9 protein-coding genes are annotated in these 14,511 nt (G+C 56.4%); 4 read left to right on the forward strand and 5 right to left on the reverse strand.

Annotation, left to right across the window (positions count from 1 at the left end; genetic code table 11):
• Positions 1-61 precede the first annotated feature (61 nt).
• A complete protein-coding gene (locus OHL22_RS15520) occupies positions 62-892 on the reverse strand; it encodes a TPM domain-containing protein (protein WP_263339211.1) in 831 nt (276 codons plus the stop codon).
• Between the two features lie 81 nt (positions 893-973).
• Between OHL22_RS15520 and OHL22_RS15525 the strand changes: the two genes are divergently transcribed.
• Together OHL22_RS15525 and OHL22_RS15530 are read left to right on the forward strand one after the other, a co-directional pair.
• Positions 974-3,103, forward strand: a complete 2,130-nt coding sequence (locus tag OHL22_RS15525) for a S9 family peptidase (RefSeq protein WP_263339212.1) — start codon at positions 974-976, stop codon at positions 3,101-3,103.
• An 18-nt stretch (positions 3,104-3,121) separates the two neighbouring features.
• Positions 3,122-3,958 (forward strand): energy transducer TonB, encoded by an 837-nt coding sequence (locus OHL22_RS15530; RefSeq protein WP_263339213.1) that lies wholly within the window; start codon positions 3,122-3,124, stop codon positions 3,956-3,958.
• A gap of 5 nt (positions 3,959-3,963) precedes the next feature.
• Here the strand turns inward: OHL22_RS15530 and OHL22_RS15535 are convergent, their stop codons facing one another.
• The 4 genes from OHL22_RS15535 to OHL22_RS15550 all read right to left on the reverse strand — a co-directional run bounded on the left by OHL22_RS15535 (position 3,964) and on the right by OHL22_RS15550 (position 7,768).
• Positions 3,964-5,844: an ABC transporter ATP-binding protein gene (locus OHL22_RS15535; protein ID WP_377819597.1), complete on the reverse strand. Its 1,881-nt coding sequence runs from the start codon at positions 5,842-5,844 to the stop codon at positions 3,964-3,966.
• 9 nt (positions 5,845-5,853) lie between these two features.
• On the reverse strand, positions 5,854-6,231 hold the full coding sequence (locus OHL22_RS15540) for a hypothetical protein (RefSeq protein WP_263339217.1): 378 nt from the start codon (positions 6,229-6,231) through the stop codon (positions 5,854-5,856).
• 83 nt (positions 6,232-6,314) lie between these two features.
• Complete coding sequence (locus tag OHL22_RS15545; protein WP_263339219.1) at positions 6,315-6,851, reverse strand: gluconokinase; 537 nt, start codon at positions 6,849-6,851, stop codon at positions 6,315-6,317.
• Positions 6,848-7,768 carry an SCO family protein gene (locus OHL22_RS15550; RefSeq protein ID WP_263339221.1) on the reverse strand — a complete coding sequence of 307 codons (921 nt, stop codon included), beginning with the start codon at positions 7,766-7,768 and terminating at the stop codon, positions 6,848-6,850. The genes OHL22_RS15545 and OHL22_RS15550 overlap by 4 nt, the downstream gene beginning before the upstream one ends.
• A gap of 129 nt (positions 7,769-7,897) precedes the next feature.
• On the opposite strand from OHL22_RS15550, the gene OHL22_RS15555 reads away from it, so the two are divergent.
• Together OHL22_RS15555 and OHL22_RS15560 are read left to right on the forward strand one after the other, a co-directional pair.
• Positions 7,898-10,666 (forward strand): PD-(D/E)XK nuclease family protein, encoded by a 2,769-nt coding sequence (locus OHL22_RS15555; RefSeq protein WP_263339223.1) that lies wholly within the window; start codon positions 7,898-7,900, stop codon positions 10,664-10,666.
• Positions 10,659-14,489, forward strand: coding sequence for a UvrD-helicase domain-containing protein (locus tag OHL22_RS15560; RefSeq protein ID WP_263339226.1), 3,831 nt, complete (start codon positions 10,659-10,661; stop codon positions 14,487-14,489). Before OHL22_RS15555 ends, OHL22_RS15560 begins: the two co-directional genes overlap by 8 nt.
• Positions 14,490-14,511 lie beyond the last annotated feature (22 nt).

The following is a 14,511-nucleotide window of genomic DNA, read 5'->3' on the forward strand; positions in this document are numbered from 1 at the left end:
AGAAGGGATTGATCTGATTCGCTGTGCTCACCAATTGGATGAGACAGCAGGATAAACGGAACTACCAGCTCCCGCCGGCTCCGCCACCGTCAAAATCGCCGCCTCCACCGAAACCGCCAAAGCCGGAATCACCTCCGCCTGAACCGGAACCGCCACCACCGCTCCAGCCGCCGCCCCCTCCTCCACCCCAGCCACCGCCGCCACGCCATCCCCCGAAGAGCATACCGAGAAGAAAGCCGAGGATTCCGCGACCGCCGAGGAAAATCAGGACAAAGATCACCAGGAGGATAAGGAAGAAAGTCCCAATAAAGGAAGTATGGTGGGCAGATTGCCGGCGGATCTGAGGCCGAACCGGGGCAGCCTCATCAATCGATACATGCTCCGCATCGGCGACCGCGTGGGCGAGACGTTCGGTTCCCAGCAGCAGGGCCGCATCGTAGTTCTGCTGACGCAGATACGGAACCATAGCGCGGCCAACATCACCGGCATCTGCGTCGGTAATGATGCCCTGCAAGCCACCGCCTACTTCGATGCGCCGCTTCCTGTCATCGATGGCGAGCAAAATCAGCAGACCGCGATGCGTTCTCTTGCTGCCCATGCTCCAATTCGTCGCCAGACGATTGGCAAAATCATCAACATCGTCTCCGCCGAGGTTGTGAACGGTGACGATTGCAAATTGCGTATCCGCGGCTGAGTGGTCGAGTTGGGAACAGATGTGGTCAAGCTGGGCGATGGCTCCAGGCGATAGAACGTGCGCAAAGTCGGAAACGTAATCGGTAGGCTTAGGAAGATCTTCGACACGTTCAGCGAGAATGGGTAGCGCTGAAAAGAAAAAGAGCAAAACACCCAGCGAAAGCCAACTGCGAACCGAACGGAAGCGGCAAACTTGCATTGCACTCTATTCTACGCAATGGCCGCCCCCGGAGTTCCTTGAGGTGGCCGAAGACCGAGCAGGACAGCTATTCTAGGCAGGATGACGACAACGAAAGATGCCACCCTGATACCGCCTGCTCCACCGGCCGCACGCAAAGACCCCACAGAGACGCCGCTGCATGGCACAGTACTGCGCGACGACTACGCATGGCTGCGCGAAAAGGAAAGTCCCGAGGTCTTCGCGTATCTCGATGCCGAGAACGCGTATGCCGAGTCGGTAATGGTCCCGCTTGCCGGATTGCGGGAGCAGCTATACGAGGAAATGCTGAACCACATCAAGCAGACAGACGAGTCTGTGCCCTATCGCGACGGCAAGTGGTGGTACTACTCGCGAACCATCGAGGGGTTGCAGTATGGCATTCACTGTCGTCGGGCAGATGTTGCGGGTGCAACAGAACAGACGATAGCCGAACTAAGCCCAGAGCAGGTGATCCTGGATGGAAACGCATTAGCAGAAGGGCACGCCTTCATGGCCATCGGCGCGACCGATGTAACGGACGATGGGCGTTGGCTGGCGTATAGCGTTGACCATACCGGATTTCGTCAGTACACCCTGCATATCAAGGATCTGGAGACCGGTGAGGTACTGCCGTCAGTGGTCGAGCGTGTCGGTTCGGTGGTGTGGGCCGCTGACAGCCTTGATGGTGAGCGCTCGCTCTTCTATACGGTGGAAGACGAGGAACAGAAGCGGCAGTATCAGCTCTGGCGTCACGTGCTCGGCACAGATCACAATGCCGACGTGCTCGTACTTGAGGAGCCTGACGAGCGGTTCAATCTGGGCGCCGGACGCACGCGCGACGGCAAGTACCTCATTGTAGAGGCCGGAAGCCACACGACGACGGAAGCGAGATTTTTGGCGGCAGATGATCCTGCAGGCGAGTGGACGGTCATCGATCCGCGCTTGGATGAGCACGAGTACTCGGTGGATCATCGCGACGGTCTCTGGTACATCCGTACCAATGATCAAGGCAGAAACTTCCGGCTAGTGACAGCGCCAGTCTCGACACCGGGACGGGAGCACTGGACCGAAGTAATTCCACATCGTGCGGAGATCATGCTGGAGGATGTCGATCTCTTCCAGGGATTCTTCGCCGCCTGTGAGCGGGAAGATGGCCTGCCCCGACTCCGTCTGTGGGCATTCAGCGGGGATGGAGCAGTAAGACGAACTCAAGAGATTGCCTTTCCGGAGCCTGTATACAGCGCGGGACCGGGAGTAAATCGCGAGTTTGACACGACTCTCTATCGGTATAGCTATCAATCGCTGGTTTCGCCCAGTTCGGTATTTCTGTATGACACGTTAGCGGGTGCTTCGACGCTTTTGAAACAGCAGGAAGTGCCAGGCGGATTCGACCGTTCTCTCTACGCCTCGGAACGTGTGTTTGCTACAGCAGCAGACGGGGTTCGCGTGCCGGTATCACTGGTGTATCACCGGGACAAGCGCAAGACGGGCAAGAATCCGCTGTACGTATACGGCTACGGGTCGTATGGCTATTCGCTGCCTATTGGTTTTAATGCGAACCGCTTAAGCCTCCTGGATCGCGGCGTAGTGATGGCATACGCGCATATTCGCGGCGGTGGGGATTTGGGCACGCCATGGCACGACTCAGGCAAGATGCTGGTGAAGCGTAATACATTTACCGATTTCGTCAGCGCAGTGGAACATCTGACGGCAAATGGATATGGCGACCCGGCGCGAGTAGCCATCGAAGGCGGATCTGCAGGCGGATTGTTGATGGGCGCTGTAGTAAATCTCCGGCCTGAGCTGTTTCGCGCAGTGGTTTCACATGTACCGTTTGTCGATGTGATGAATACGATGCTCGACGCTTCCCTGCCCCTTACGGTTCCCGAGTACGAGGAGTGGGGCGATCCGAACCAGGCAGAATATTTCCACTACATGTTGAGCTATTCCCCGTATGACAATTTGAAAGCGGGAAACTATCCGGCGATTCTGGTGAAAACGAGCCTGTATGACAGCCAGGTGATGTACTGGGAACCGGCAAAATACGTAGCGAAGTTACGCACACTCAAGACCGATAACCATCTCCTGCTGCTGGTGACGAATATGCAGGCCGGTCATGGCGGCGCCAGTGGGCGGTACGATTACCTGAAGGAAATTGCCTTCGATTATGCGTTCTTATTAAGAGAGCTTGAAGTGCTAAATCTAGCCTAGAGTTTCTGGAGACAAGCATTGAACTATTTGCGGAATGGTCTAGTTACGCTGTGCGCGCTTACATTATCTGTTTATGGCCATTCGTATCAAACTGCGGCGCCCGAAATTGTCTATCTGGACAATTCTGGAATCACGGGGCCACAGCTTCAACCCTTGACTCTCCAAGACACTTCCGGGAATGACTGTCACCATTCATTTGATGGTCATGTGGTTCTCTCGATAGTGGTGGACACTTCAGGTAATCCGCGAAATATCATGCTGTCGGAACCCGCAGGTAACGAATTAGACGAACTCGCAGTTCGGGTAGCGGGAATGGATCGTTTTACGCCTGCAGTACACAATGGACTGCCGGCGGCTGCGGAGAGATTGCTGAAATTAAAACTGAAAGCCTGTATAGCGACGATGAACAACGCTCAAGGTCAACCCATTACCGTGGTACGTTTGAAAAGTATTGAGAACCAAGAGCTCAAGCTTGCGGGGCATGATTCGCAAAATATCGCACTCGCGCCGGAGCATCACATCACGCCTTCAGAAGAACATACAGCTCCAGACAACGTTCCATCACTGCGTAAAGTTGGTACGGGTGTACGACCACCCGTACTTCTTCGATCAGCGGTAGCTAAATACTCCGATGAAGCGCGAAAGGACGGCGTTACCGGTACCTCCGTCATCAGTACCATCGTAGATCTAAATGGTTTTCCCAAAAATATACATGTAGTGCGTATCCTCGGACACGGATTAGATCAACAGGCGATAGATGCAGTCAAAGCATACCGCTTTAAGCCCGCAACAACCCTCGACGGAGAACCCGTCCAAGTGCAGGTGAGCATTGAAGTCAGATTTCGTCTGCGATAGGTTGGTTAGCGAACCACTTCCGACACGACATCTCCTTCCCCGGGAGCCAGGAATAAATTGGCTTCCAGGCCATGCTGGCGAGTGTAGAGGTCATAGTAGCGGCCTCGGAGCGCATAGAGCTCCTCATGATTGCCGCGCTCGACGATGCGCCCGGCTTCGACAACGAGAATCTGGTCGGCGCGGCGGATGGTGGACAGTCTGTGCGCGATGACGAAGGTCGTGCGACCCAGCATGAGCTGATTCAGCCCTGCCTGAATCATGGCTTCCGACTCGGAATCAAGCGAGCTGGTGGCTTCGTCAAGGATCAGGACGCGTGGCTGCGCAAGCAACGCGCGCGCGATAGATAGCCGTTGGCGCTGACCTCCAGAGAGCTTGACTCCTCGCTCACCGACGATGGTGTCATATCCCTCGGGGAAGCGCTCCGCAAACTCATCGACGCGCGCAGTGCGGCAGGCGAAGAGGAACTGCTCTTCGGTCGCTTCAGGACGCGAGAACATGATGTTATCGCGAATTGAACCATCGAAGAGGAACGAGTCCTGCAGCACCACACCAAGCTGTGAGCGATAGCTATTCAGGTCCACCACCGCCAGATCCTCTCCATCGACAAGCACACGACCCGATACAGGCGTGTGGAACGCACAAACGAGGCTGATAATGGTGGATTTGCCCGAACCCGAAGAACCAACTAGAGCGGTAACGCTGCCGGGCTCGGCGACGAAACCGATGCCGTGCAGGACGGGCTTCTCTGGATCGTAAGCAAACTCGACCTTGTCAAACTCGACGCGGCCAGTGATGGGCGGCATCGTAGCCTTGCGGAGCGGATCAGCGTTCTCCTGCATCTCGGCCAGCAGTTCAGTCGTTCGGTCCAGCCCGGCAAACGCCTCTGTAAGCTGCGTGCCGATATTCACAATCTGAAAGACCGGCGCAATCATGAAGGCGAGAAACATGTTGTAACTGAAGTAGTCGCCGATGGTCCAGCTATGCCGAAGAACCGCACCGCCGCCAAGCCACATGACAATGCCCGAAACGAGGCCGAGCACCGTAGTCGATGCAGCACCAAGAGTGCTGGTCAGAGTGAGTGAGCTGATAACGTTGCGGAGCAGCCGATCCACGCCCTCACTAAAGACGAATGCTTCGCGCTCTTCCGCGTGATAGCCCTTGATGACGCGTACTCCTCCGAGAGATTCGGTAAGGCGCCCAGTGACCTCAGCATTGATCTTGCCGCGTTCGCGAAAGATGGGCCGGATCTTCTTGAAGGCATATTGCAGGACGACGGTAAAAACACCGATCACGCTAAAAACGGTGATGGTGACAGGCACGCTCCTATGCAGCAGGTAGACAAAGGCAAGCACCGCGGTCAGCACACCGCCGACGAACTCGACGAGACCTGTCCCGATGAGATTGCGAACTCCTTCGACGTCCGTCATGATGCGGGAGACAAGCGTTCCGGTACGGTTGGCGTCATAGTAGGAAACAGAGAGCAACCCCACATGGCGCTGCACCTGTTTGCGCAGCTCAGAAATGAGCTTTTGGCCTTCCTTGGAGAGCAACTGCGTCAGCGAAAACGAAGTAATCGCCTGTACGACCGTCGCGCCGAAGACAATGCCGATGAGAACGGGGAGCAACTGTGGACGCGGATGAGCCGTAGCCAGCACATCATCGAGCAGATACTTGCTGAGCGCCGGCATGACCAGACCAGACACAGTTTTGACTGCCACGAGCAAAAGCCCCAATGCAAGCAGCCAGCGGCGAGGTCTGACCAAGGTCCAGATCGTGGGCCAGATTTTACGCAGGCTCACTTTTTTCTTTGACGTGTCGGCGCCAGCACGTGCGCCATGGCTGCGGCCTCCACGCTCACCGTGCATCGACATGGTTGCCGGTCGCATCGCCATCGGTTAGACCAGCCTCGTGCGGCGTGCTGCGATAAAAGAACGCACACAAAGCGCGACGTAAATCAGGCAGATCAGCGCCATCGCCGCTTTCGACTCCGTAGCCGGTGGATTCTTGACCGCGGCGCCTGCAAGCATCTGGAACCACTGGACAAGCCCCATGACGGTGCCGAGAAAGCCGAGCAGCCCAAGCGTCACGTTGATATGCATAAAGAGTTTGCGACGGCCTTCGTTCGGTGTGATTGCGAGCGCTCCGAAGATACCCAGCAGGAGGCCCAGAACGGCTGGAATGAGTGCCGTAGGATGTGCGCTGCCCGTGCCGATAAATCCAATCAGCCCAAGCGCAATCAGTACAACTGCAAAAACAAGTGTTAGTTTCGCCATGAGGCGCGACCCCTAAGATGAAATCCAGTCTCAAGTCTACTGGAAGCTACGGCCACTAGAGGAAGGGATGGCGACAGACACGCTCAGGATGCAATCGATTCGTTAGCTGCAGCAGCCGGTTTAACGTCAAGCCAGACCAGGGCACGCGCAGCCTCCCTTTCTACGGGTTCCGAACCGTCCAGCCGCATCAGGCTGAGAGATTCCGTGGGATCCGGAGGCTCAAGCGTAGCGATTTGGCTGTCAAGCAGAGCCACAGGCATAAAGTGGCCAGGACGGTGCGTCATACGCTCAGCGAGAACGCTGCGCGGCGGGTCGAGCCAGACGAAACGAACCTCAGGGAGACGATCGATAAGACGCTGACGGTAGACGCGTTTGAGAGCCGAGCATGTAAGAACACCGGATTTTCCCTGCTGCTGCCATTTGAGCATCGCAGTATGGAGCGCATCCAGCCAGGGCCAGCGATCTTCGTCTGTAAGTGGTATTCCGGCCGCCATTTTGGCACGGTTGGCCGCAGAATGATAATCGTCTGCTTCGGCATACTCCCAACCAGTAGCGGCAACCAGTTGTTGCGCAAGAACAGTCTTGCCGGAACCACTGACGCCCATGACGATAACGATCATCCCTTTGTCTTCCCCTGAGGGTACAGTTTAGCCAAATCCGAGAGCACCTGCTCGGGAGTCCAGTCATTGCCGTTATAAAACTGAACAACCTTACCGTCAGGACCGATGAGCGTCGTCGAAAGTGTGTGGCTTATGGTGCCGTCGGGCTCATTCGTCAGACCAACATCGAACCATTCAGCCATCGGCTTTAGCTTTTCCTGGGTAGCAACGGCAAAATCCCAGTGCGAAAAAGCTTTGGGAGCCTCGGACCCCATGTATTCTTCGCCATAGGCTTTTAAACGAGCTGGGGTGTCGTGGCCCGAATCAAAGCTGGCGCACAGCAGATGCGTCTTCGCATACAGGGATGGGTTGGCAGCAAGAGACTTTTCAATGGCGGCGAAGTTATGAGTCACACGAGGACAAAAATCCGGCAGAGGGCAGCGAGTATAGATAAATGTGATGAGAAGCGCTTTACCGCGAAACTGATCCAGATGGATTGAGCGGCCGTCTTCGTTCGTGAGGCGAAAGTCTGGAACTTTATCGCCCGACTCGGGTACATGATACTGCACAGCCGGCTTGTAATCGGGTTTAGCCTGGCCCACAACAACAAAGTGATCGACCACGACATCACCAGCCGGATTCTTGGGAACCATCACATCGGCGTTGACTACATCGCCTGGGTGCAGTTCGCCAATAATACCGGGATCACGGAGCTTGTAAGGCATGGTCATCGCCTCCATGAAGCCCGGAATAGCCTGGTGATCGATCGTGACTTCCCCAGTTGCGGAATTGGAAGAGACGATCTTCCCGTGCAAGGGATAGACGGTAAACTGCGAATCATCATCGGGCTGCACCGCAGGAGCAGGTCGATGACAACCTGTAACAACAATCAGCAGAATAATGGCCAGAATGCCAAGAGGAAATGACCGCAGCTTCACAGTTCAGTCTACTACCGGGTTTTGGTCTCTCTGATTAAGATCGGAATACGCCAGCGTCAATAGCCCATACGCCTTACCATGAAAAATTGAGACGCAGAGGACATCTTCGTCAAAGGAAGCTGAGATCGGATGGATGCGGACAAAAGCCCGGAGATGCAGAATCCAACTAGCTCTATTTTCAGCCGGCGCAATGCGAGGTTAGAAACATGGCTCGCCCGCAACGGCATGGTGTTGGCGGCGAGTGAGCGCACCGCTCGTTCGCTTGCTGCGGATCTTGACGCAGAACGGTTACGCGAAGGACTGCAGGCATGGCCAACATCCGCCATCTATGCCTGGGATCGCTGGATCGCAGAGGAATGGCACGCACGCAACAGAGATGGACGCATGCTGCTGCAGCCTTTGCAGGAGCGCGCTCTTTGGATGCGAGCGATTAAACAAAGACACAACGGAGAGTTGACGCTGTCCGCTGGCCGATTGGCGGCAATGGCGCAATCAGCGTATCGGCTTTTGTGCGGGCATGCTCCTAATTCATTGGCACGAGGAGCACGGTCGGGATGGACCAATGATGCTGCGGTCTTCAGCGAATGGATGGATGCTTTTGAAAAGCTGTGCCGCGAAGAAGACGCAATCAGCCCAAGCAGGTTGACCATCGAGGTCGCCTCCTTGTTACGAAAAGAACAGAAAAGCACGCCGAATCCTCCTCTGCTGCTCATCGGATTCGATCGCCTGACGAGCGCGCAGGAGTCGCTGCTGGATGCCTGGGGCGAGTGGGCGACCGACCGGTCGGACATGCCGGGAGCGGGGCGTTACGTCGCAACTCACGATGCAAAAACGGAGATTGAGGCATGTGTTCGCTGGATTCGCGAACAGATGGAACAATCACATTCCACGCGCCTGATGGTGATTGCGCCCAATCTTGCGGAGCGCCGCGGAGTGTTGGAGCGTACACTCCGCGCGGAATCGCAAAACGGAGCAGCGATTGATTTTGAGTTCTCTCTCGGTGTTCCACTGCAACGAATGAGCATTGCGCGAAGCGCCGGAATGCTGCTGCGGTGGCTGAGCGAGCCGATAACAGAGACAGAGTTGGATTGGCTGCTTGGCTGCGGGCATCTTGCAGTGAGTGCGGAAGAAGAAACTGGCCTGCAGTCAGTGATGCTCGAAATTCGGCATCGCGAGTGGTCCAGCCCCGCATGGGGGCTGGAAGAATTTATCGCGGCTGCGGAACATTGGGCTGGGCGAGCGAACTCCGCAATTGCTATATCCGCGGTAAATACGCTGCATTCTCGAATTGATGCCGTGCACGCAATGCTGCAAGTTACACCGCAAATGCAGAGCCCGCGCGCCTGGGCCGAGGATGCGCGGCGCTTACTAGACCTGCTTGGCTGGCCTGGATTCATACCTCTGGATAGCGTTGCTTATCAATCTCGGGAACGATGGGAAAAGGTTCTGGAAGATTGCGCCGCGCTTGGCTTTGATGGTTCACGAATGACATGGAGCGAGTTCGCAACTACTGCGGAAGATGCTTGCAAAGAATCTGTATTTGCAGCCGAATCGGAGAATCCTCGCGTGCTGATTATGGAACCATTGGAATCCGCCGGACAATTAGCAGACGCGATCTGGTTTCTGGGTGCGGAGGAACGAAGCTGGCCCGCGCAGGGACAACCGCATCCACTGCTGCCTGTCGGTTTGCAGCGCAGCTCAGGCATGCCGCATGCCAGCTTGCGCGAAGATTGGGAGATCGCCGAACGAGTAACAAAGCGAATTCTCGCGTCGGCCAGAAGCATTGTTTTCAGCTATGCGAAACGAGATGGTGAGGCAGAGCAGCGCCCCTCGCCGATTACGCTCGCCATAGCCGGAGAGTGTATCGAGGTGAAGCAACACGCAGATGTTCTGTCGGCACACACCGATCGAACAGAAGTCTTTGAAGATGCTCCTCTGCTTCCATTCCTCAACTCTGAACTGCCGGGTGGTTCGCGAAGCCTGACACTGCAATCGCTTTGCCCATTCCAGGCCTTTGGCGTTGTGAGACTGCGGACTGAAGATGATCGGCGCACCAACCCGGCGCTGACACCAAGTCAGCGCGGACTGCTGCTCCACGCAGTGATGCGTAAAGTCTGGGATTACAACCATGCAGGTGGAATCTCCGATCTGGAGAGCCTGTTGGCAGTTCCCGATCTACGCAAATTTGTTTCTGACATCGTGAAAGCAGTGATGCGTGAAACCTTCGATCCTCGGCGTGCTAACGCATTTCCCAATCGGTATCCCCAACGGTATCTGGAATTGGAAAGCGAGCGGTTGACACGGCTGGTTACGGAGTGGCTGGAGTACGAGCGAACACGTCTGCCTTTCACAATCGCTGGCACCGAACAAGAAGCAGAGGTGATGCTCGGAGGATTGAAGCTGCGCTTGCGGCTTGATCGCGTGGATATACTTCCGAATGGTAGCCGGTTGATTCTCGATTACAAGACCGGGCTGGTAAACCCCAAAGACTGGGACGGTGATCGGCCTGAGGATGTTCAGTTGCCTCTGTATGCATGCTTCGCTGCTCCTGACAACCTGGAAGGGCTGCTGTTCGCGCAGATGGCTCCCGGAGATATGCGGTTCAAGGGGCGAGTCCGCAATGCCGCCGCAAGCTTGAACGCAACCCTGAAAGGAACCTCAGGGCTTGTCAAAGACAAGCTGACTTCCCAACAGCTTGATGACTGGAAGCAGCGCATCGAGGAGCTTGCCAACGACTTCGTTGAAGGCCGAGCCAACGTCGATCCCAAAGATGTCGACAAAACCTGCGCGCGTTGTCATCTGCATGCCGTATGCCGCATCTACGAGAATCTGCCCGATGATGTATGGCATGAGATAAGCGATGAGGACTCTGCAGACGAGGGCAATCAAGATGAGTAATGCAGATAACTTTGCTGTTTCTGTCCCGCCCACCGATCCTCACCCGCCGCCAGATGCAAGTGAGCGCAGCCACGCGCTCGATCCTGCACAGTCGTTTCTGGTGCAGGCTCCTGCCGGGTCAGGAAAAACATATCTGCTGACACAGCGGTTCCTGCGATTGTTAGCCGAAGTGGAATCACCAGACCAGATCGTAGCAATTACATTCACCAAGCCTGCCGCCGCTGAGATGCGAAACCGCATATTAGACGCGCTGGAGACGGCCGCGCGTCCATTCGATGGAACAGGCCGCGACGAAAATCTCACAGCTCTCGCAGCGCGCGCGCTGGAGCGATCGGAACAACTCGGCTGGCAACTGCTTCGCCAGAATGCACAGCTTCGGATACTCACAATCGACGCTTTCTGCCGAAGTCTCGCGCTACAAAGTCCTTTGAGCTGGGGCATGTTGTCCGGGCTGGGTGGGCAGCTTGAAATGGCTGAAGATCCAGGGCAGCTTTACCGGCTAGCGGCACGGCGAACAGTAGAGGCGATTGCACGCGAGGATTCTCCCGCGCGGCCATCGGTTGAGGCTCTGTTACGCTGGCGCGATAACAACTGGAACGACGTCGAAGACCTCATAGCTGAGATGCTGCAGGCGCGTAGCCGCTGGTTTCAGGACTTTGTATTTGCGCACAACATAGACTGGGCTGCGCTCCGGCAAAGACTGGAACAGCCGTTTCGACGTGGAGCCCTGAAAAGTCTTGAACGATTCATTACACTGCTCGACCAAGCGCCGGATGGGCGTGACCGAATATTGACGCTTGCGCGCTCTGCCTGCGAAACACCGGGAGATTCTTCTCCTTACGAACTCGCGGAACTGGTAGATCTGTCTAGTTCATTCACATCGGAAGATGGCCAGGAGGAAGCTCTTATTCTGGAGAGCGCAGTCTCCGAGTTTCGATGCATTGCGAAGTTCCTGCTCAACAACGATGGGAACTGGAGAAGACCAGGCGGATTAAACAAGAACCATGGCTTTCCATCCACAACCGACGGCAAGCTGCAGAAAACCCGGTTCAGCGAATTAACCTGCGATCTGGACAACGTGCCAGGGCTTCGCGAGGCACTGGCTGAGTTTGCCGGCGGCCTTCCCCTGCGCTACTCAGACGAGGAGTGGGAACTGGTCAGGCATTGCTTTGCAGTGCTGCGCGAAGCAGCGGGGCAATTGCACGTAGTATTTGCTGAATCCGGCACCGTCGACTACACCGAAGTGGCGCAGATGGCATTACGAATCCTCGCCCCGGAAAACGGCTACCCCTCCGACCTGGCAATCCGGCAGGCAGACGGAGTCAGACATCTGCTGATCGATGAATTCCAGGACACTAGCCGTTCCCAATACGAATTGCTGACACGGCTGATTGCAGCGTGGCCGGAACGCGAAGGCCGCAGCTGCTTCTGCGTTGGCGATCCAATGCAATCGATCTATGGTTTCCGTGAGGCCGAGGTCGAGCTCTTCGAGCGAATGAAGCGGTTCGGTCTTCCCGCTGGCCGGGAAGCAGGCGATGATCCGTATGAATTTACCTTTGTGCCACTTCGCGCGAACTTCCGCACGACACGCAGTCTCGTCGACGACTTGAACGACAGGTTCGCGGAAATCTTCGCCGCATCCGAAGGCGGAGTACCATTTTCTCCGGCAGAGGCGGTGCGCACCGATGGATCGCAAGCGCGAGCCGAATTACATCTGGAATTTACTCGTGCCGGCAAAGCCGCACTCATCCCGGCACTGAGCAACCCCGATACTTCGAGCGCACAGGCAACAGCTCATGCGCAATTAACTCAGATCGTAGAGCTCGTCCGATTGCGATTGGCAGAGGCTTCGGTGCAAGGGCTGCAACGCTTTCGCATTGCAGTGCTGGGGCGAAAACGCAAGTCGCTGACGCCGATTGCCGAAGCTCTCACGAAAGCAGGTATTCCCTTTCGCTCGGTTGATGTCGTGCCACTGCAAGAGCGATCTGAAGTCGTCGATGCACTATCCCTGGCCCGCGCATTGCTACATCCAGCAGATAGGACGGCGTGGCTTGGAGTGCTCCGCGCGCCTTGGTGCGGATTGAGTCTTGCCGAGCTTTACCTGTTGACCTCGGATGACGATGAGACTATTAACGGAACCCCTATACCGGAACTGCTGCGAGCGCGGCTTCCTCTCCTCGCAGCAAACGAAGCGCTCTCGGCCAGAGCGATTGAAGCCACCACACGCGTAGCGCAGGTGTGCAACGAAGCCACGGCTTCGCGTGCTGCAGCGGGCTCTCTGTCGCTGGGAACATGGCTCGAGTCTGTGTGGCTCGCGCTCGGTGGAGCAGACACAGTAAATCCAGAACAGGCCGAAAACCTGCGCGTATTGTGGGCAGCTCTCGATGGGCTCCCCGAAGGTGAAATGGATCTATGCGGGCCCGCGCTCGATGCCGCGCTAAGAGATCTCTATGCTCAACCCGATCCACTGGCGAACAGTGAGTTTGGCGTACAGCTCATGACGATCCATAAATCAAAGGGGCTGGAGTTCGAAGTTGTCATTGTTCCAGATCTTGATGCACCGGAACGCGCTGGCCAGAGAGAAATGATGGCATGGCTCGAGCGAGGATTAGCCGAACCCGGGTCAGGCGAAGAGCATACCAGCGAATTTCTCGTAGCGCCGATTCAGGCAAAAGGAACCAAGGCCGGTGCAACGAAAAACTGGGTGGCCAAAGCAAAACGCGAACTGGAGCGTCAGGAAGCCAAGCGGCTGCTTTATGTCGCCGCTACCCGCGCACGAGAAGAATTGCACCTGTTTGCACGGCCCCGATTTCAAGTGGACAAGAAAACCGGAGAGCGGAAACTGGCCAGTCCAACAGGGCTGCTGGCCACCGCATGGCCTGCGATTGAGGATGAAGTACTTGGACGATTTGCCGCATGGGACACGAATTTCCAGACTGCCGATCAAGCAATCGCACTGCCCGCGCTGGCCGCAGCAGCAGATGTTGCAGATATGGGCGGCATAGTCATTCCTTTCCCGCCTTCGGTGCGGCCCACAAGATCGACTCAAGTGCGCAGGTTACCGGAAGGCTACACTGCTCCTCGGTTACGGTCGGCATCCCAATCCGGACGTGGATCGGGAGCGAGCAGGCCAGCGGACGGTCTAGCTGAGGACTCCGCATTCTCATATTCCCGAACTGAAGGCGGACTTGCGTCCCGGGCTCTGGGAATAGCGATTCACACTCTGCTCGAACACGTGAGCATGCTTCGTGTGACATTATCCGCGGAAGAAGCTGCCGCCGCAGTGGCAAACCTCTTGCCAGGTGTCGTTGCACAGGCAAGGCACACGGGACTTACACACATAGAAGCGCTGCAACTCTCAGACAAAGCGCTGGATATCGCACAGCGCCGCTCACTTGAACCTCTGGGCCGATGGATTCTTGCTCCGCATGCAGAAGCGCTCAGCGAAGCTCGCTGGACCGGCACAACAGGACGCGCAGCGAGCGCCGCAAAGGCGATCCGCAATCTGCGTGCCGACCGCGTATTTCGAACCATCGAGATGCCTCCGTCCGAGGGGAATTTTCGCGCACCCGACGAACCCAACTCCGATCCCGTGTGGTGGGTCATCGATTACAAGACGAGTCACGCAGAAAACGCTGATTTGAGTCAGACGGCTGCGCGCTCAGCCTTCCTGGAGACACACCGCAAGCAACACCACGAGCAACTGGAGGCATATGCACGTTTCTTGCGGGCGCTGAATGACGCTGCGGGAGAACCCAGCTCGCGCATTCAAGCTGGTTTGTTCTACTCCGTTCTCGGCCTGTTCGACTCCTGGGAAATATAGCCCCCCCATTTTGTGGAAATTT

The sequence above is a fragment of the Acidicapsa dinghuensis genome, assembly GCF_025685685.1.
Lineage (GTDB): Bacteria > Acidobacteriota > Terriglobia > Terriglobales > Acidobacteriaceae > Acidicapsa > Acidicapsa dinghuensis.

Bases quoted from the DNA above. Each gene is read 5' to 3' on its own strand.
- OHL22_RS15520 (WP_263339211.1), bottom strand. From the start codon at position 892: ATGCAAGTTTGCCGCTTCCGTTCGGTTCGCAGTTGGCTTTCGCTGGGT.
- OHL22_RS15525 (WP_263339212.1), top strand. From the start codon at position 974: ATGACGACAACGAAAGATGCCACCCTGATACCGCCTGCTCCACCGGCC.
- OHL22_RS15535 (WP_377819597.1), bottom strand. From the start codon at position 5,844: ATGCGACCGGCAACCATGTCGATGCACGGTGAGCGTGGAGGCCGCAGC.
- OHL22_RS15540 (WP_263339217.1), bottom strand. From the start codon at position 6,231: ATGGCGAAACTAACACTTGTTTTTGCAGTTGTACTGATTGCGCTTGGG.
- OHL22_RS15545 (WP_263339219.1), bottom strand. From the start codon at position 6,851: ATGATCGTTATCGTCATGGGCGTCAGTGGTTCCGGCAAGACTGTTCTT.
- OHL22_RS15555 (WP_263339223.1), top strand. From the start codon at position 7,898: ATGGATGCGGACAAAAGCCCGGAGATGCAGAATCCAACTAGCTCTATT.
- OHL22_RS15560 (WP_263339226.1), top strand. From the start codon at position 10,659: ATGAGTAATGCAGATAACTTTGCTGTTTCTGTCCCGCCCACCGATCCT.